Origin of the sequence: Sphingomonas sp. PP-F2F-G114-C0414 (genome assembly GCF_003688595.1) — a bacterium.
In the GTDB taxonomy this organism is placed as follows: Bacteria; Pseudomonadota; Alphaproteobacteria; order Sphingomonadales; family Sphingomonadaceae; genus Sphingomonas.
Genome location: NZ_RCWT01000012.1, coordinates 210,232 through 228,416, shown reverse-complemented (window position 1 = coordinate 228,416; position 18,185 = coordinate 210,232). Strand labels below are relative to the sequence as shown.

The following is an 18,185-nucleotide window of genomic DNA, read 5'->3' as shown; positions in this document are numbered from 1 at the left end:
GATCAGAAGACGTACGCTCTCGTCATTTGACGTTTATCGATAAACGATACATATCGTTTATCGATAAACGGAGAATGGCATGCAGGATCGGGTTCTCGTCGTCGCCAGCGGTCTGGTACGGTTTGCGAATTGGCTGAACTGGGCCGTCGCGGTCGGGTTCGCGGTCGCGATCGTCGCCTCGTTCGTGTTCGGCGACGCGCTCACCGCGCGGCTCGTCACCAAATATCACGGCCACTACATCGGCGAGACGATCGGGCTGCTGCGGCTTACGGGCGTCCTCGGCTTCGTCGCCTGCGTTGCGGTCTATCACCTGTTCAATCCGCTGCTCGCGATCCTCGCGACGGTCCGCGCGGGCGACCCGTTCGTCGTCGCCAATGCCGACCGTCTCCAACGGATCGGCTGGGCGCTGTTCGCGATTCAGCTGTTCGATCTCGCTTTCGGCGGAATCGTGCTCGCGCTCGACCAGATCGGTGTCGATCACGCGACGTGGGTGCCGGGCTTCACCGGCTGGATCGGCGTCGTCATGCTGTTCGTGCTCGCCCGCGTGTTCCGCGTGGGGGCGGGCATGCGCGACGATCTGGCGATGACCGTCTGATGCCCGTCATCGTCACGCTCGACGGCATGCTCGCGGCGCGTGGGCTGACGCTGACCGAACTGTCGCAGGCGGTCGACATCACGATCGCGAACCTGTCGATCCTGAAGACCGGCAAGGCCAAGGCGATCCGCTTCTCGACGCTGGAGGCGATCTGCACCGCGCTCGACTGCCAGCCGGGCGACATTCTGAGTTTCACAGCAGAGGGGGAAACGGCATGAGCGATCGTAGCGAAAGACTCGGGATCGGGCGGCGCATCGTCGGCGCCATCCTCGGCATGGGGCGCGCCATCGTGGAGACCTATCGGCTTGGCGGACGCGCGGTGAAGGCGGCGCCGCTCGTCCTGGCGATCGCGGTGGTGCCGGAGTTTCTGCAGCATATCGCGGAAATCCACCTCGGCATGTTCGTATCGGTCGAGCAGTTTCGTGCGCTCGCCAACGATCCGCTACGCTGGGGCTTCGGCTACGTGAAGATCGCGGGGTTCGTCATCGGCATTCTCGCGGTCGCGCGATTCTGGTCGGTACGGTCGGTTCGTCGGACATTGCTGGTTGCGCCGATGACCTTCGTCCGGGTGGTCGTCGGATTGGTCGTGGGGCTGGCGGTCGCATCGCCGTTCATGTGGCTGGACAAGCACGGTCTGCCGCCGGCGATCGCCGTTCCGCTTCAGATCGTTTCGGGGATCATCCAGGGTGGCTTCCTGATCTACGTCGTCGGTGCGTTGATCGAGGACGCGTCGGTGACGCCAAAGCGGGCGATGACGTCGCTGCTGCCCGCCGGGATCGTCCTCAGCGTCTTGGCAGCCGTCGCGTTCGGCCCGGCGCAGGCGTTGCACATGGCCAATCACAAGCTCGCCTTGGGCCAGCCGCTGCCGATCGTCTGGGCGCTGATGGTGTTCGATGCGCTGTGGGTCGGGCTGTTCGCGGCGCTGGTGGGCTCGGCCTTGTTTGTTGGCGTGAGAACCGGACTGACGTGGAAGGGGTGGACCGTGCACCCGCGCGATCTGGATGCGACGATGGAGCGGGCGGACGATGCGCCACGCTTCGAAATCCAAACTGCTTGACCGCCGGCTCTCACCACCCCGGCGGAGGCCGGGGCCCAAAGGGGCGATCCGTCGTGAAGTGCGTCGCGCTTCGTTAGCGCCGCCTCCCAATTGAGCTACGGCCTTTGCCGGAGCGGTGGGGAAATGCTCGCGACATACAACAAAAAAGGGCGACCCCATCGCTGGGGCCGCCCTTTATCTTAGCTGCGGCCAGCAGGGGCAAAGCCCCTGCTTCGTCGGTCGGTGCAGGCACCGCCGGCCGGCCTTGCTGGAGTGCGATTTAGCCTGCGCTAAATCGTCTCTCCAGCTGCGGCTTACTTAACCTCGACCGTAGCGCCAGCTGCTTCGAGCTGAGCCTTGATCTTGGCTGCTTCGTCCTTCGACACGCCTTCCTTGACGGCCTTGGGAGCCGACTCGACCAGCGTCTTGGCTTCGGTCAGGCCGAGCGCGGTGATCGCACGGACTTCCTTGATGACGTTGATCTTCTTGCCACCGTCGCCGGTCAGGATGACGTCGAATTCGGTCTGCTCTTCTGCTGCAGGAGCAGCGGCGCCGCCGCCTGCTGCCGGTGCTGCGACCGCTGCTGCGGCCGAAACGCCCCACTTCTCTTCGAGCAGCTTCGAAAGCTCAGCTGCTTCGAGAACGGTCAGTTCGCTCAGGCTCTCAACGAGCGCGTTCAGGTCTGCCATGATAAATCTCCATCTCGGGGCATCGGCCCCATCAGTTCAAAAAGGTAACGAAAGGCCTGCAAGATCAGGCGGCTTCCTTCTCCGCGTAGGCGGAAAGCACGCGCGCGAGCTGCGCTGCCGGAGCCTGCGTGATCGTTGCCAGCTTCGTGGCGGGTGCCACGATGAGGCCAACGATCTTGGCACGCAGTTCGTCCAGCGAGGGCAGCGTTGCGAGCGCCTTCACACCGTCGACGTCGAGGGTCGTCGCGCCCATCGCCCCACCCACGATTTCGAACTTGTCGTTCGTCTTCGCGAATTCCACGACCACCTTGGCGGCCGCGACGGGATCGATGGAGCTGGCCAGACCGACCGGACCCGTGAGCATGTCGCCCAGCGAGCTGTAGTCGGTGCCGTCCATTGCGATCTTGGCAAGCTTGTTCTTCGAGACCTTGTAGGTCGCGCCGGCGTCGCGCATCTTGTTCCGCAGCACAGTGGACTGTGCGACGGTCAGGCCGAGGTTGCGCGTGACAACGACGACGCCGACCTCGGAAAAGGTGCGGTTCAGCTCGGCTACGGCCGCGGTCTTTTGATCACGATCCATGCCATTCTCCACGTTTTACGAGTTCACCGCTTGCGCAGTGGACCCGGTTACTAACCGGAGGCGCAGACAAACCCGCGCTTCCGGGGTGTCTCGTCGATGGGGCATGGGAGAGGGGCGGCACGCAGATGGGCCGACAAAATCTCATTCCCCGTCTAGGTGGGAGATTAAGCACCGGCAAATCCCGTGCACCCACTGTCTCGGACGGAGTTCGACGAGCAAGCCCGTCGAACGAAGGTGCGCCGTAGCGGAATTGGCGGGGGAGTCAACGGATATGCGTGGCCTCGATCCGCGCTACCCGATGTGGCGGACAGTTTGTGCCGAAATGGTTGGGCACATCCTTTGAAAGCACAGGTGCCGCCAAAACGGATACTGTATTTCCCTCTGCAGACTTGATCAGGAGTATTGGTTGTCCTCCGAATATGCTCCTCCAGTGGAGTGCGAGTATATCGGTAGCTGGAGGGGGCGGACATGTTCGGACTGATACTCAAACATTATCTGAACTACACGGCGCAGGATCCCGTACAAGTCGCGGTATTGGACAAGTTCGCGACATTGATGGGTATTGTTTCGGTCGATCCGTCATCCGCCGCTGCTTCATGGCCACGCGCCGATATCGTTCCTCTCGCGCGGCGTGATGTCGAGTCGCAATTCGGTGGCGGTACGCTCGACGCCTATGTCTGCACGTTGCGTACGACAGACTACCAAGCCGAGTTTCCGGCCGGCGGTGGGCGGTGAAAAAGGCATATCTTTTCGGGGTGCTCTCGCTGAGCGCGTGTGCGCATCCAGAGGATCGTCGCTGGGCGGCACTGGTTGCCAGCCCGATGGGTGCGAAGATACCGAGCCCGAAGGGGCCGGATGCCGAGTACCCGAAAGTGACGGTATACTCTTTCGCGACGCCGGTGGAAGCGCGGCCGTCGACGCGGTTGCGCGATCTCGCGGGGGAGGGACAAGCAGCGTATATCGCCCAGATGAGTGTCGCGGACGACGCGTCTACCCTGCGGAAGACGCTGGCTGCGCCGATCGCGGGCGAGCGGGGCCTCGGGCCGACTATTCTTCCGGCCTTTGATCGAACGCTCGTCGTGTCGGTGCAAAAGCCGCGCGATGCGGGTGTCGGCGACCGCCTGATATCGACGGTCGTGACGATCGTGCCCGTCGCGGATGCGTTCGAATTTGCCGGCTACACCGTCGTCGCGACCGACAACCAGGTTCAGGACATCGCGAAGCTCTCGACGACCAGCGACGCATCGCTCGACGTCAGTTTGGCGCCGCCGATCAAGGCGCTCGGCGATGTCGGCATAGCCGGCAAGGCATCGCGCAGCCACACGACGACCGCCGATATCGTCCAGCAATATGAGAAGCTGAACGTCGATATAGAGCCGAAGACGATGACGATCATCCGGGAAAGCGAGCGGGGCCTCGACGTCGTTGGCAACACGATCATCAATCTGACGATCGTTCCCAAGCAACCGGCAAACGGCGCGGTCGTCATGCAGGTCTTTCTTGCCGTCGGGCAGGACCTTGTTGCCAAGGGGGTGGTACGCTCGGCCAAAACCGCGTCGATCGACCTTGAGAATACGTATCTGTCGCAAAAATGCGCGCTGAAGGCGTCCGTTACGATGCGCTATCTCCTGCGCCACGTCGTATCCGGCAGCGAATATTATACCGAAGGCAAGCAGACGGTCGCGTTGATCGGGGACACGACCAAGGCCGCCATCCACACGTTGGTCCGCGAAGACGAAACCCAACGACCCTTATGGCAGATCGTCGCGGCCGATGGTAAAGGCCTCAGCGTCAAGCCTGTGCTGGGCACGCCGCATATCCTAGTGTTCGACAATTACGCTTGGGCTCAGCAATTTGCCGGTTGGCTCGACCAGAATCGTGCGGGCACGATCGGTAAGGATGGTGTGCTTTTTCAGGTAGGCGCTGCCGCCATCACGTCCAAGCCAAGCGTTAGCCCGTATGTCGTGCCATGCAAGTAATCGTTCGTCGGCGATAGCGTAGTGCGCTCTGATCGGATGGTTGCTTACGTGCCGGAATAAACGAAATGCGTGATTAGGCATTGTCCGAAGTTTCACGTAAAAAGGGCCGGGATCGCTCCCGGCCCTTCTCAACTCTCAGCGGCAGGACGGGAGTAAATCCCGTCCCCGTCTCTGGCATCGTCGGTCGCGGTTGCCCGCGCCGACCGCGCTTTCGCCGTCTCGTGGCTAGCTTTCGCTAGCCACATGTGGCTTACGCGCCAGCAACCTCGGTCGTGTCGACCTTGATGCCTGCACCCATGGTCGACGAGATCGCGACTTTCTGGACGTACTTGCCCTTGGCGCCGGTCGGCTTGGCCTTGACCACTGCGTCGACCAGTGCGTCGAAGTTCGCGCGCAGGTCTTCTGCCGGGAACGACGCCTTGCCGATGCCCGAATGAATGATGCCGGCCTTCTCGACGCGGTATTCGATCTGGCCGCCCTTGGCTGCCTGAACCGCGGCGGCGACGTTCATCGTCACCGTGCCGAGCTTCGGGTTCGGCATCAGGCCCTTCGGACCCAGCACCTTACCGAGGCGACCGACGATGCCCATCATGTCCGGGGTCGCGATGCAGCGATCGAAATCGATCGTGCCACCCTGGATGATTTCCATCAGGTCTTCGGCGCCGACGACGTCTGCGCCTGCTGCGAGGGCTTCCTCAGCCTTCGCGCCGCGGGCGAACACGCCGACGCGGACGGTCTTGCCGGTGCCCTTGGGCAGCGTCACCACGCCGCGGACCATCTGGTCTGCGTGACGCGGATCGACGCCCAGGTTCAGCGCGACTTCGATCGTCTCGTCGAACTTCGACGTGGCGCCCGACCGTGCGAGACCGATGGCCTCGTCGATGCCGTGCAGCTTGACGAGGTCGACCGTGACGGCCTTCTGCTTCTTGCTCAGCTTAGCCATGATCTCAGCCCTCCACCACTTCGAGGCCCATTGCGCGGGCGCTGCCTTCGATGATCTTCGTCGCAGCGTCGATATCGTTGGCGTTGAGGTCCTTCATCTTCGTCGTGGCGATCTCGCTCAGCTGCGAGCGCTTGATCGTGCCGGCGACGACCTTGCCGGGCTCCTTCGAACCCGACTTGAGACCGGCGGCCTCCTTGATCAGGTACGATGCTGGCGGGGTCTTGGTCTCGAACGAGAACGAGCGATCCGCATAGACCGTGATGACGGTCGGGATCGGCATACCCTTCTTCAGTTCGCTCGTGCCGGCGTTGAACGCCTTGCAGAACTCCATGATGTTCACGCCGCGCTGACCCAGCGCAGGCCCGATCGGCGGCGCGGGCTTTGCCTCGCCTGCAGGGACCTGCAGCTTGATGTATCCGGTAATCTTTTTAGCCATGTCACTCTCTTATATTGGGCTTTGAGCGCAACAGCGCCTCGCCCGGTGAGCCTAGCGGTAATGGCGGCTGCCTCTCGGCGACCTCCCGCAATTCCAACAGTGAAGGTGGAAGCCGGCGCGCATACCCCAAAACCCGCAAAGCGGCAACACCCCGCACTTACTTCTCCGCGTCCCTTCTCCTCCGCGCCTCCGCGCGAACCCCGAATCTTCTGCTCCTCTGACTTCTCTTCGCGCCCTCGCGCCTTCGCGTGAACCAATCCTACTAAAGACTGCGCTCCCTTGTTCTCCCGCGAAGGCGCGAGCCCAGTCTGAGTCCCCGCCGTCGCGGGGAAACAAACTCGAAAACCACGCCCCCAGCACAAGCCCCTTGCAATGTAGGATACCGAGGCAGACCCACTAGCGATGGCGCGCCCCTTCACCCCCGACCAGTTCACCCGCCGCCAGGCCGCACAGAACGCTGCGTTCCTCGCCGCCCTCCGCCGCACCGGTAACGCCCGCGAAGCCGCCAGCACGCTCGGCTACAACCGCTCCACCTTCACCAAGCGCCGCGCTGCCCACCCCGCCTTCGCCGCAAAATGGAACGCCGCGCTGGCATTAGCCAACGCTGCCCTAAACATCCCCTCCCGCCTGCGGGAGGGGGCGGGGGAGGGGAGTGCCACGAACGCCCCCGTCTCGACCGTATCCCCCACCACGACAAGAACCGCCAACGGCCGCCTCCAGCTCCGCCGCCCGCCCGCCAACCGCCTCGACCATGCCGCCGAGCAAGCCTTCCTCACAGCGCTATCCGCCACCGCCAACATCCGCCTTTCGGCCGCCGCCGCCGGTTTCAGCCACTCCGCCTTCTACGCCCGCCGCAAAGCCAGCCCCGCCTTCGCCCGCGAGATGCGCCTCGCGCTCGCAGCCGGCTACGAGTCGGTCGAGTTCGCGCTGTTGGCCGGTACCCTGCCGGGCTCGCACGACCATGACGAATGGCGCCACAACGCGTCCCCACCGATCCCGCCGATGACCGCGAACCAGGCGCTCCAGCTCCTCCATCTGCACAACCGGACGGTCCACCTCCAGGAGGAGCCACCGCACATCAAACGCCGCCGCGGCGAATCGAGCGACGCGCACAGCTACCGCCTGTCGGCAATGTACGAAGCCCGCCAAGCCCGCGCCCGCGAAGCCTTCGACATCGCCGAAGTCGCCCGCAACGAACGCGGCGAACCGACGCTGACCAACCCGTATCCGGCGCCGAACCCGGTACGCCTGCCGGCGCTCGATCAGGTCACCGGCTGGAGCAAGGCCGACCCGACAAAGACACCGCATGATCCGGATGTTGCGCTGTTCGGCGGCTGGCGATTGAAAGACTGGACCGCGTAAAAACATCGAAATCGGTTCCAATAATTTCTTCAAAGCTTGGCGGATTTCAGTCTAGCATCTGCCCAATCGGATGGGGGCATCCGACGATATCGGGGGGATCATGCTCAAATCATGCCGTGCGTCGCTTGCGACGCTTACCTTGCTGCTGGCCGCGGCATCGCCAGTTCACGCGCAGGAGAAGACGGGGCTCAAGCCCGGCTTCGTCCTCAAGCCCGGCACCGCCCGGATCGTCCTTATGCGACCGTCGATCAAGGTCGGCGCGCAGTCGACCGGGGGCATGTTCGAGCCCAATGCGGACTGGACCGATCAAGCGAAGGAAAACCTCGCCACGGCGCTCTCGAAGGCGCAGTCCGGGCTTGGTAACAGCGTGGTCGCCTATGCCGAGCCGATCAGCGGCAATCCGGCCAAGGTGGCTGAGTACCAGGAGCTGTTCGGTGCGGTCGCATCGTCGGTGATCGAGTACCAGTTTTTCAAGGGCAATCGTCTACCCACTAAGAAGCGCAAGGATCAGTTCGAATGGGGGCTCGGCCCTGACGTCCGCACGCTGCCCGGCCTCGACAAAGCGGACTATGCGCTGTTCATCACTACCGAGGATCATTTCGGTTCGACCGGACGAAAGGTGTTGCAGGTCTTTGCGGCGCTAGCTCGCGTTCCAGTGACGGCGGGTGTCCATACGTGATATGCCGGCCTCGTCGACCTGCGTACCGGTGAGCTGGTTTGGTTGAATGCAGACAGGCAGATGGGCGGCGATGTCCGTAACGCGGAGGGGGCAGACAAGCGCGTGCGGCAGTTGTTGGAAGGCTTCCCAGGAAAACCGGTAGAAGCTCCGATCGCTGCGCCTGCTCCTGCCATCGCTTCGGCGCACTGACATGCGGATCCCTATGGTCGGCCTTCTGCTCGCGACCGCGATCGGTACGTCTGCGCTCGCCGCGGACAAGCGCCTGCCGCTACCGACCTACACGCAGGCCTACACCCCGACGACGGTCGACGAGCGCGGGATATGGATGGAGGCGGACGAACGCGAGCGAGTGCAGCGTGACTCCCGGTCGCTGGTCAAGGATCCGGCGCTCAACGCCTATGTCCGCAGCGTGCTGTGCCGGACCGTCGGCGAGGACCGGTGCCGATCGGTTCGGCTCTATATCGACGAGGTGCCGGCGTTCAACGCGTACATGACGCCCAATGGCGCGATGGTGGTGTGGACCGGACTGCTGCTCCGTGTCCGCAGCGAAGCCGAGCTTGGTGCGATCCTCGGCCACGAGTTCGGCCACTTCGAACTCCGGCATTCGCTCAAGGATTTCAAGAGCCACCGCACGGGCACCGACCTGATGGCGTGGGCGTCGATCCTCGTCCGTAACAGTGCCAACATTCAGTACGCCACGGTTGGCCAGATGTACGCCTTCAGCCGGGATCAGGAGCGCGAGGCCGACATGACGGGCTTCCAGTATCTCGCACGCTCGCAATATCCGTCATCGGCCGCCGCCGACGTCTGGGAGCATGTCATGGGCGAAGCCGATGCGACCGCGATCGGCCGCAGGGGCAGGGCGCAACACAAATACGTCGCAGGCGTCTTTGCTACCCATCCGACCGATCTGGCGCGCGCCACGTATTTGCGCGCAGCGTCGATCGAGGCGCATGACGTCAAGCCTGCGGTCGTCGATACGCATCAGGCGGCGATGGCGAAATGGCTCCCGGTCTTCCTCAACGACCAGATCAAGCTCAACGACTTCGGTGGCAGCGAGTATCTGCTCGCCTACCTGGCCGAGGGCAATGGGTGGACGACGCCGCTGCTGTGCGCGCGGGGCGATCTCTATCGCGAGCGCGGCAATCCCCGCGACCTCGTCAGTGCTGCGCAATTCTACCAGGAGGCGATCAGCAAGGGCGACGCGCCGCCCGAGGCGTATCGCGGCTTGGGCCTGTCGCTGCTCCGCAGCCAGCAGGTTGCCGAGGGCCAGGCCGCGCTCGCGACGTATCTCCGCCTCAAGCCAGCCGCGACCGACGCCGCGCTCATCGCCACGCTGATTTCGTAAGAAGGATGACCATGTCCAAGAACCTAGCCGTGCTTGCCGCGGTCGCATCGCTCGCGCTCGCGGCCCCCGTCGCGGCCGGCAACAAGCTCATCTCGGCCGGCCAGCGCATCGCCGTCGCCAAGTCGGCGATGACCGTGCAGCCGGGCGCGGAGTGGAACAAGCTCTCGGAGCGCCCCGGTCGCAATGCCGAAACCTGGACGCAGGACGGTGACGAACTGAACGACCTGAGCTTCTATGGTAGCATCGAGTCCGGCCGGCCGCTGTTCCGCGAGATCGACAAGAAGAACAAGCCGTTGCCGAAGGTCTCGGCGACGATGCTGATCACCGATATCCCGGTGCTGCTCGAAAACAGCTACCGCATCGCGCGCGACGCATCGTCGATGGCGATCGACACGATCGCGCCGATCCAGTTCGCCGGCAGCAAGGGCGTGCGTTTCACCTACACCTTCTCGAAGCAGAACGAGACGCTGCAACGGCGCGGTGAAGCACGCGGTGCGGTGATTGGCGGGAAGCTGTATCTGGTGACGTACGAGGCGCCGAGTTTGTATTACTACGACCGCAGCGCTGCGCCGGCTCAGGCGGTGGCGGATAGCGTTCGGTTTTGAGGCGCGCGATCTGTCGTCAGTTGTCCCGACCGGACATAGGCACGGTCTAGGGCGATCACTACGCCTGCCTTGTTCTCCCGCGAAGGCGGGAGCCCAGTCTGGATCCCCGCCTTCGCGGGGAAACAAGCCTTATGTGTCGACACGAACTAAACGGTAACGCGACGCGGGAGTAAATCCCGCGTCGTCGGCCGGGCCGTTGGCCCGCCGGCCGGGCTGGCGCCGTCTCGCAATTAGCCTTGGGCTAATCGCGTGCGGCTTGGCCTTACTTGCTGCGCTCGACCTGCTCGAACTCGAGCTCCACAGGCGTCGCACGCCCGAAGATCGACACCGAAACCTTGACGCGGCTGCGGTCGAAGTCGAGTTCTTCGACGAGCCCGTTGAAGGTCGCGAACGGGCCGTCGAGGACCTTGACCTGGTCGCCGATCTCGTAGTCGACCTTGACCTTCTGCTTGGGCGCAGCGGCGGCTTCTTCCTTGCTGTTGAGCATCCGCGTGGCTTCCGCCTCGCTGATCGCCTGCGGCTTGCCCATGCTGCCGAGGAAGCCGGTGACCTTCGGCGTGTTCTTCACGAGGTGATACACGTCGTCGTTCATGTTCAGCTTGGCGAGCACGTAGCCCGGCATGAACTTGCGCTCGACCGCGATCTTCTTGCCGCGACGGGCTTCCGTCGTAGTTTCGGTCGGGACTTCGATCTGCTCGACGAGCTGTTCGAGACCCATCCGGGTCGCCTCGGCCATGATCGAGTCGCGGACCTTGCCCTCGAAGCCCGAATAGGCGTGAATGATGTACCAGCGCGCCATGACGGAACCTTGCTTACTGAGCGAGTTTGAGGAGGGCGGAGACGATCGCTTGCAGGATCGAGTCGACGCCCAGGAAAAACAGCGCGAGGATCGTCGTCATGATCACCACCATCACGCCGGTCATGACCGTCTCGCGACGCGTCGGCCACGTGACCTTCGCGGTCTCGTTGCGGACCTGCTGGATGAATTCGAGGGGGGACGTCTTCGCCACGATGTTCTTCGAACCCGCTGATTGAGAAACTGAGATGCGAGACATAGACCCACTAGCCGCTCCCTGTGAAGGGCCGCGGCGACAGGTCCGTTCTCGCTGTCGGAAGCGCGGCAGATAGCTGCCGTCACAGGTGAAAGCAAGTGCGCGGCAGGAGAGGGGCGGGCGTCGTATCGAAAGCCACACGGCGGGGGCCGGCAGAAGTGGCGGGGGAGAGCGCTTGGGTCACTCGATCCCCCGCACGATCGTCTTGCCGGTGCCGGTTTGACCGGCGGCTCCGCTCCCACGGTTTCTATTTATCGTTCGGCTTGACGACGGCACGGATGGTGTACGCGCGATCGAGACCAAAAAAAAGGCCGGTACAAGACCGGCCGTAAAAGTTTTTAGGAGAGGATGCCTGAAAGGCCTGATCGTTGTGCATCGCAGCACATCATAGATCAATTGCGAAAATTGCATTATGGAATGCAGTTTCTGCAATCGCAATGGACGCGCGAAAGCGGCGGGAGCAACCGCCGTGATTTTGCAGGGAATTTAAAGGGGGTGGCAGGAGTGCTCGGATTCGAACCGAGGGCCTTCGGTTTTGGAGACCGACGCTCTAACCAACTGAGCTACACTCCTACACGGACGCGCCCCTTACCCAGCGTTTTCGCGAAGGGCAAGCGTCTCGCGTGCAATTCGTTCGGGAACCATGATCGCGACGATCACCCGTTGGACGATCCGTTATTTGCTCGTTAACCGTAAAGCCGTCTCGTTGGATCCAGGAAAGCGTAATCGTATGAAGGCGGGATTGATGATGCTGGCGCTGCCGGTTGCGGCGTTGCTCATGGGGGCGGGGCCGGTCCCGCAGGTGCCTGACCTGGGGCCGCAGCTCGAACGCTTCACCTACCCGTGGCCGGTCCAGACAATGGAAGTCGATATCGTCGGCACGCCTGCGCAGATGGCGTTCATGGATATCGCGCCGCAGCGACCCAATGGTCGCACCGTCGTCCTGCTCCACGGCAAGAACTTTTGCGGCGCGACCTGGGGCAGCACCGCGCGGGCGCTGAGCGAAGTCGGCTACCGGGTGATCGTTCCCGACCAGATCGGCTTCTGCAAATCGTCCAAACCCCGGGCGGCGCAGTATAGCTTCGAGATGCTGGCGACGTTCACCAAGCGACTGCTCGAATCGCGTGGCATTACGCGGGCGACGATCGTCGGGCATTCAATGGGCGGCATGCTCGCGATGCGGTACGCCATTCTCTACCCGGCGTCGGTCGATAAGCTGGTGCTCGTCAATCCGCTCGGGCTGAAGGATCGCGGCGAGGAGGGCGTGCCCTATACCAACGTCGACACGCTCTGGGCGAACGAGAAGAAGACGAGCTACGCCTCGATCAAGGCGTACCAGCTGGAGAACTATTACCACGGCGTATGGAAGCCATCCTATGATCGCTGGGTCTGGATGCAGGCTGGCATGTACCAAGGGGCAGGGCGCGACTCCGTTGCGCTCGCGCAGGCCAAGACCAGCGAGATGATCAAGACGCAACCGGTCGCGCACGAACTCTACCGGATCACGCCTTCGACGACCTTGATAATCGGGACGCTGGACAAGACGGCGTTCGGCCGGGCGCAGGCGCCGGCGAACTTGCGCAAGTTTCTCGAACCGGTGCCGATGATCGCGCCGCGGGCGGTGAAGCAGATGCCGAATGCGAACCTGGTGATGCTCGAGGGGCTGGGCCACTCGCCGCAGGTCGAGGATCCTGCGCGATTCGAGAAGACGCTGCTTGCTGTGCTCGGGACGCGTTCGCGGTAGAGCGGGCCGGGCGATCCTCCCCCCGCCAGGGGGAGGTGGCTGGCGCTTGCCAGACGGAGGGGGAGGGGGCGAGAACGCAGGTTTCGTGTTCCTCCCCCTTCGTCACCTGCGGTGCCACCCCCCCCCTTGGCGGGGGAGGATGAGAGAAGTGTCGTCGTCGGACTTACGTGAGCCATTGTCTCCGCCCACGAAGCCAATCCTTCGCCAGCCCCATCCGATTCCAACCCGTTGACCTCGATCGACTCCTGACCTATAGGCGCGGCCTGTTCTTCGGGAGTGTTTCCCGCCGGGCATGCTTGAACATTGCTGGATGCATTCCAGGACCTGAGGAGCGCTCCCGCGTTCCTATGGTCCTTTTTGTATTCTCAGGCGCCTCATGGCTCCAGCAAAGTAACCACTTGAAAGGTGAAGGCTTCAATGCCGACGATCAACCAGCTGGTCCGCAAGGGCCGCGATCCGCAGAAGGCCAAGTCGAAGGTCCCTGCGATGGAAGCAAATCCGCAGAAGCGTGGCGTTTGCACGCGCGTCTACACGACGACCCCGAAGAAGCCGAACTCGGCTCTGCGCAAGGTGGCCAAGGTTCGCCTGACCAACCAGCGCGAAGTCATCAGCTACATTCCGGGCGAGGGCCACAATCTTCAGGAGCATTCGGTTGTCCTGATCCGTGGCGGTCGTGTCCGCGATCTTCCCGGTGTTCGCTATCACGTCCTGCGCGGCGTGCTCGATACACAGGGTGTGAAGGACCGGCGTCAGTCGCGTTCCAAGTACGGCGCCAAGCGTCCGAAGTGATCATGCCGGGGGCATGATCATCCCGGATAAGATCGCTTTAGGCGATCTTATCCGGGATCCACGCCTCGGAAGTTACGAAGCTTAGTAAGCCCCGGACGTGTTCCGGAACCGGCTGAAGTCTACAAGGAAATTGAAATGGCACGTCGTCGTCGTCCCGAAAAGCGGGTCATCCTGCCTGATCCCAAGTTCGGGGATGAGGTTCTGTCGAAGTTCATGAACAGCGTCATGCTGGACGGCAAGAAGTCCGTCGCAGAGCTGATCGTGTACGGTGCATTCGAAACCGTCGAGAGCCGCGCCAAGCGCGATCCGATCGGCGTTTTCCACGATGCGCTGAACAACGTGAAGCCGGGCATCGAAGTCCGTTCGCGCCGCGTCGGTGGTGCAACGTACCAGGTGCCGGTCGAGGTTCGTCCCGAGCGTGCACAGGCGCTGGCGATTCGCTGGCTGATCGGTGCGGCGCGTTCGCGCAGCGAGAACACGATGGCCGCGCGGCTGTCGGGTGAGCTGATGGATGCCGCCAACAACCGTGGCAACGCGGTCAAGAAGCGTGAAGATACGCACCGGATGGCGGAAGCCAACCGTGCATTCTCGCACTACCGCTGGTAACAGCGGGCTTCCTGCCGCTGGTAACAGCGGGCTTTGAAGCCTAGCATTGCTATCCGTGTGACGGGCGGTCTTTCGCCTGTCATGCAAACACCTATATATTGGGGAGCCGGCACGTTCGGCTCCCCATATCCTTAAGGAAGCACGATCATGGCCCGCAGCCATCCGCTCGACCGTTACCGCAACATCGGCATCATGGCGCACATCGACGCCGGTAAGACGACGACGACCGAGCGCATCCTCTATTACACCGGCAAGTCCTACAAGATCGGCGAAGTGCATGAAGGCACCGCGACGATGGATTGGATGGAGCAGGAGCAGGAGCGCGGGATCACGATCACGTCGGCTGCGACCACCTGCAAGTGGCGCGCCGAAGAAGGTAAGGGTGAAGAGCACCTTATCAACATCATCGACACGCCCGGCCACGTCGACTTCACGATCGAAGTCGAGCGTTCGCTTCGCGTGCTCGATGGCGCGGTCGCATGCTTCGACGGCGTTGCCGGCGTCGAGCCGCAGTCCGAGACCGTGTGGCGTCAGGCCGACAAGTACGGCGTGCCGCGCATGTGCTTCGTTAACAAGCTCGACCGCACCGGCGCCGATTTCTACTTCTGCGTGAACTCGATCATCGATCGTCTCGGTGCGCGTCCGGCCGTGCTGTATCTTCCGATCGGCATGGAAGGCGGCTTCAAGGGTCTCGTCGATCTCGTCGAGAACCGCGCGATCATCTGGCTCGAAGAGAGCCTGGGCGCGAAGTTCGAATATGCCGAGATCCCGGAGGATCTGGTCGAGAAGGCCGCGAAGTATCGCAGCGAGCTGATCGAGATGGCCGTCGAGCAGGACGATGCCCTCATGGAGGCCTATCTCGAAGGTAACGAGCCGAGCGTCGCCGACCTCAAGAAGCTGATCCGCAAGGGTACGCTCAGCATGGCGTTCGTCCCCGTCGTTTGCGGTTCGGCGTTCAAGAACAAGGGCGTTCAGCCCCTGCTCGACGCCGTGGTCGACTATCTGCCTTCGCCGCTCGACGTTCCCGCGATCCAGGGTCTGAAGCTCGACGGCGTGACGCCGGACGAGCGTCCTTCGTCGGACGAGGTTCCGTTCTCGGCGCTGGCGTTCAAGATCATGAACGATCCGTTCGTCGGTACGCTGACCTTCGCCCGCATCTACTCGGGCAAGCTGGAGACCGCATCGCAGGTCACCAACTCGGTCAAGGACAAGAAGGAAAAGGTCGGTCGCATGCTGCTGATGCATGCGAACAGCCGTGAGGACATCCAGGAGGCTTTCGCTGGCGACATCGTCGCTCTCGCGGGTCTCAAGGATACCACGACCGGTGACACGCTCTGCGCGATGAACGCACCGATCATCCTCGAGCGGATGGAATTCCCCGAGCCCGTGATCGAGCTGTCGGTGGAGCCGAAGACCAAGGCCGACCAGGAGAAGATGGGCGTCGCGCTCAATCGTCTCGCACGCGAGGATCCTTCATTCCGCGTGTCGTCGGACCCCGAGTCGGGCCAGACCATCATCAAGGGCATGGGCGAGCTCCATCTCGAGATCCTGGTCGATCGCATGAAGCGTGAGTTCAAGGTCGAGGCGAACGTCGGCGCTCCTCAGGTCGCATATCGCGAGTATCTGAAGAAGCCGGTCGACGTCGACTACACGCATAAGAAGCAGTCGGGTGGTACCGGCCAGTTCGGTCGCGTGAAGGTCAAGGTCACGCCGGGCGAGCGCGGTTCGGGCATCACGTTCAAGGACGAGATCAAGGGCGGCAACATTCCGAAGGAATATCTGCCGGCGATCGAGAAGGGCTTCCGCGAGACCGCGGCGACCGGTTCGCTGGTTGGCTTCCCGATCATCGATTTCGAGATCGTGCTGTATGACGGCGCGTATCACGACGTCGACTCGTCGGCTCTGGCGTTCGAAATCTGTGCGCGTGGCGCGATGCGCGAAGTGGCACAGAAGTCGGGCATCACGCTGCTCGAGCCGGTCATGAAGGTCGAGGTCGTCACCCCGGAGGATTATCTGGGCGACGTCATCGGCGACATGAACAGCCGACGTGGCCAGATCCAGGGCACCGACAGCCGTGGTAATGCGCAGACGGTCGAGGCGATGGTCCCGTTGGCCAACATGTTCGGCTATGTGAACTCGCTGCGCTCGTTCACGCAGGGTCGCGCGCAGTACTCGATGCAGTTCTCGCACTATGACGAAGTGCCGCAGAACGTCGCTGACGAGGTGAAGGCTAAGCTGGCGTAAGCCCGAGGCGCACTGAGCCAGGTTTTCCTGGCTCGGAGACGCCGAAAGGCCGGCCGGCTTCGGTCAGCGACCGAAGTTCGACGACGCGGAATTTACTTCCGCGTCGGCCTCTCCCCAACCAGGGGCTGGCGCAACGCTTTAACAGCCGCTATTGGGCCGCGTTCGCGCGGTTCCCGGGGTGGCACCGGAATACGAATCAGAAGGTAGGAAACAATGGCCAAGGCAAAATTTGAGCGGAACAAGCCGCATCTCAACATCGGCACCATCGGTCACGTCGATCATGGCAAGACGTCGCTCACCGCTGCGATCACGAAGGTTCTGGCAGAGACGACCGGCGGTACCGCTGTCGACTTCGCCAACATCGACAAGGCTCCCGAGGAGCGCGAGCGCGGCATCACGATCTCGACCGCACACGTCGAGTACGAGACGGCCAACCGTCACTACGCGCACGTCGATTGCCCGGGCCACGCCGATTATGTGAAGAACATGATCACCGGCGCAGCCCAGATGGACGGCGCGATCCTCGTCGTTTCGGCGACCGATGGCCCGATGCCACAGACCCGTGAGCACATCCTGCTCGCACGCCAGGTCGGCGTGCCCGCAATGGTCGTGTTCATGAACAAGGTCGATCTGGTCGACGACGAGGAAATCCTCGAGCTGGTCGAGATGGAAATCCGCGAGCTGCTCAGCTCGTACGACTTCCCGGGCGACGACATCCCCGTCATCAAGGGTTCGGCTACCTGCGCACTGTCGGGTTCGAACCAAAAGCTCGGCGCCGACGCCGTCACCGAGCTGATGCAGGCTGTAGACGACTACATCCCGCAGCCAGAGCGTCCGCTCGACAAGCCGTTCATGATGCCGATCGAGGACGTGTTCTCGATCTCGGGTCGTGGTACGGTCGTCACCGGCCGCGTCGAGACCGGCATCGTCAAGGTTGGCGAGGAAGTCGAGATCGTCGGCATCCATCCAACCGTCCGCAAGACCACGGTCACGGGCGTCGAGATGTTTCGCAAGCTGCTCGACCAGGGCCAGGCTGGCGATAACGTCGGCGCGCTGATCCGCGGCGTTGCACGCGACGAAGTCGAGCGTGGCCAGGTGCTCTGCAAGCCAGGCACGATCAAGCCGCACACCGACTTCAACTCGGAAGTGTACGTGCTGTCGAAGGAAGAGGGTGGCCGTCACACGCCGTTCTTCGCCAACTACCGTCCGCAGTTCTACTTCCGTACGACGGACGTGACCGGCACCGTCGAGCTGCCTGAGGGCACCGAGATGGTCATGCCAGGCGACAACGTGTCGCTCGGCATCAAGCTGATCGCACCGATCGCCATGGACGTGGGCCAGCGCTTCACGATCCGCGAAGGCGGCCGTACCGTCGGTGCAGGCGTCGTGAGCCAGATCGACAAGTAAGCATCTTCTCCTTCGGGAGGTGATCGAAAAGAGCCCGGCTTCTCGCGAGAGAGGCCGGGCTTTTTTGTGTCCTATTCAGGTTCAGCTTCCC

The 18,185-nt window shown here is 62.8% G+C and carries 20 protein-coding genes and 1 tRNA gene; 14 read left to right on the top strand and 7 right to left on the bottom strand.

Features of this window, described 5'->3' with window-relative positions; all coding sequences use genetic code 11:
• Positions 1–79: 79 nt before the first annotated feature.
• Genes C8J47_RS13010 through C8J47_RS13000 form a run of 3 tightly spaced genes read left to right on the top strand, consistent with a single transcriptional unit; the run spans position 80 to position 1,652 of the window.
• Positions 80–595, top strand: coding sequence for a DUF2975 domain-containing protein (locus C8J47_RS13010; RefSeq protein WP_121885995.1), 516 nt, complete (start codon positions 80–82; stop codon positions 593–595).
• Positions 595–813: a helix-turn-helix transcriptional regulator gene (locus tag C8J47_RS13005; RefSeq protein WP_121885994.1), complete on the top strand. Its 219-nt coding sequence runs from the start codon at positions 595–597 to the stop codon at positions 811–813. Before C8J47_RS13010 ends, C8J47_RS13005 begins: the two co-directional genes overlap by 1 nt.
• Positions 810–1,652 (top strand): hypothetical protein, encoded by an 843-nt coding sequence (locus C8J47_RS13000; protein WP_121885993.1) that lies wholly within the window; start codon positions 810–812, stop codon positions 1,650–1,652. Before C8J47_RS13005 ends, C8J47_RS13000 begins: the two co-directional genes overlap by 4 nt.
• A 293-nt stretch (positions 1,653–1,945) precedes the next feature.
• Here C8J47_RS13000 and rplL read toward each other — a convergent pair whose 3' ends face one another.
• Positions 1,946–2,320, bottom strand: coding sequence for a 50S ribosomal protein L7/L12 (gene rplL, locus C8J47_RS12995; protein ID WP_056047577.1), 375 nt, complete (start codon positions 2,318–2,320; stop codon positions 1,946–1,948).
• Positions 2,321–2,384: 64 nt separating this feature from the next.
• Positions 2,385–2,900 (bottom strand): 50S ribosomal protein L10, encoded by a 516-nt coding sequence (rplJ, locus tag C8J47_RS12990; protein WP_055879768.1) that lies wholly within the window; start codon positions 2,898–2,900, stop codon positions 2,385–2,387.
• Between the two features lie 468 nt (positions 2,901–3,368).
• Here rplJ and C8J47_RS12985 point away from each other — a divergent pair, with 468 nt between their 5' ends.
• Positions 3,369–3,635 (top strand): hypothetical protein, encoded by a 267-nt coding sequence (locus C8J47_RS12985; protein WP_121885992.1) that lies wholly within the window; start codon positions 3,369–3,371, stop codon positions 3,633–3,635.
• A gap of 20 nt (positions 3,636–3,655) precedes the next feature.
• A complete protein-coding gene (locus tag C8J47_RS12980) occupies positions 3,656–4,879 on the top strand; it encodes a hypothetical protein (RefSeq protein WP_147454326.1) in 1,224 nt (407 codons plus the stop codon).
• A gap of 250 nt (positions 4,880–5,129) precedes the next feature.
• Here C8J47_RS12980 and rplA read toward each other — a convergent pair whose 3' ends face one another.
• Both rplA and rplK read right to left on the bottom strand, forming a co-directional pair.
• Complete coding sequence (gene rplA, locus C8J47_RS12975; protein WP_056047582.1) at positions 5,130–5,822, bottom strand: 50S ribosomal protein L1; 693 nt, start codon at positions 5,820–5,822, stop codon at positions 5,130–5,132.
• Between the two features lie 4 nt (positions 5,823–5,826).
• Positions 5,827–6,258 (bottom strand): 50S ribosomal protein L11, encoded by a 432-nt coding sequence (gene rplK / locus C8J47_RS12970; protein ID WP_056047586.1) that lies wholly within the window; start codon positions 6,256–6,258, stop codon positions 5,827–5,829.
• Between the two features lie 402 nt (positions 6,259–6,660).
• Between rplK and C8J47_RS12965 the strand changes: the two genes are divergently transcribed.
• The 4 genes from C8J47_RS12965 to C8J47_RS12950 all read left to right on the top strand — a co-directional run bounded on the left by C8J47_RS12965 (position 6,661) and on the right by C8J47_RS12950 (position 10,252).
• On the top strand, positions 6,661–7,620 hold the full coding sequence (locus C8J47_RS12965; RefSeq protein ID WP_121885990.1) for a hypothetical protein: 960 nt from the start codon (positions 6,661–6,663) through the stop codon (positions 7,618–7,620).
• Between the two features lie 100 nt (positions 7,621–7,720).
• Entirely contained in the window at positions 7,721–8,299 is a 579-nt protein-coding gene (locus tag C8J47_RS12960) for a hypothetical protein (RefSeq protein ID WP_310886131.1), read from the top strand.
• A gap of 190 nt (positions 8,300–8,489) precedes the next feature.
• A complete protein-coding gene (locus tag C8J47_RS12955) occupies positions 8,490–9,647 on the top strand; it encodes a M48 family metallopeptidase (RefSeq protein ID WP_121885989.1) in 1,158 nt (385 codons plus the stop codon).
• A gap of 11 nt (positions 9,648–9,658) precedes the next feature.
• Entirely contained in the window at positions 9,659–10,252 is a 594-nt protein-coding gene (locus tag C8J47_RS12950; RefSeq protein WP_121886239.1) for a hypothetical protein, read from the top strand.
• A gap of 262 nt (positions 10,253–10,514) precedes the next feature.
• On the opposite strand, the gene nusG is transcribed toward C8J47_RS12950, so the two are convergent.
• From nusG to C8J47_RS12935, 3 genes are all read right to left on the bottom strand, one after another.
• Positions 10,515–11,051 carry a transcription termination/antitermination protein NusG gene (nusG, locus tag C8J47_RS12945; protein WP_055872668.1) on the bottom strand — a complete coding sequence of 179 codons (537 nt, stop codon included), beginning with the start codon at positions 11,049–11,051 and terminating at the stop codon, positions 10,515–10,517.
• A gap of 13 nt (positions 11,052–11,064) precedes the next feature.
• A complete protein-coding gene (secE, locus tag C8J47_RS12940) occupies positions 11,065–11,262 on the bottom strand; it encodes a preprotein translocase subunit SecE (RefSeq protein WP_056047594.1) in 198 nt (65 codons plus the stop codon).
• Between the two features lie 538 nt (positions 11,263–11,800).
• Positions 11,801–11,877 (bottom strand) — tRNA-Trp (locus tag C8J47_RS12935).
• Between the two features lie 157 nt (positions 11,878–12,034).
• On the opposite strand from C8J47_RS12935, the gene C8J47_RS12930 reads away from it, so the two are divergent.
• The 5 genes from C8J47_RS12930 (at position 12,035) to tuf (ending at position 18,094) form a co-directional block, all read left to right on the top strand.
• Positions 12,035–13,048 carry an alpha/beta fold hydrolase gene (locus C8J47_RS12930; protein WP_121886238.1) on the top strand — a complete coding sequence of 338 codons (1,014 nt, stop codon included), beginning with the start codon at positions 12,035–12,037 and terminating at the stop codon, positions 13,046–13,048.
• A 417-nt stretch (positions 13,049–13,465) separates the two neighbouring features.
• Positions 13,466–13,837 carry a 30S ribosomal protein S12 gene (gene rpsL, locus C8J47_RS12925; protein WP_010164594.1) on the top strand — a complete coding sequence of 124 codons (372 nt, stop codon included), beginning with the start codon at positions 13,466–13,468 and terminating at the stop codon, positions 13,835–13,837.
• Between the two features lie 135 nt (positions 13,838–13,972).
• Positions 13,973–14,443, top strand: a complete 471-nt coding sequence (gene rpsG, locus C8J47_RS12920) for a 30S ribosomal protein S7 (RefSeq protein WP_031393769.1) — start codon at positions 13,973–13,975, stop codon at positions 14,441–14,443.
• Between the two features lie 147 nt (positions 14,444–14,590).
• Positions 14,591–16,687, top strand: coding sequence for an elongation factor G (fusA, locus tag C8J47_RS12915; RefSeq protein WP_121885988.1), 2,097 nt, complete (start codon positions 14,591–14,593; stop codon positions 16,685–16,687).
• A gap of 213 nt (positions 16,688–16,900) precedes the next feature.
• Positions 16,901–18,094, top strand: coding sequence for an elongation factor Tu (gene tuf / locus C8J47_RS12910; protein WP_031393767.1), 1,194 nt, complete (start codon positions 16,901–16,903; stop codon positions 18,092–18,094).
• The last annotated feature ends 91 nt before the right edge of the window (positions 18,095–18,185 follow it).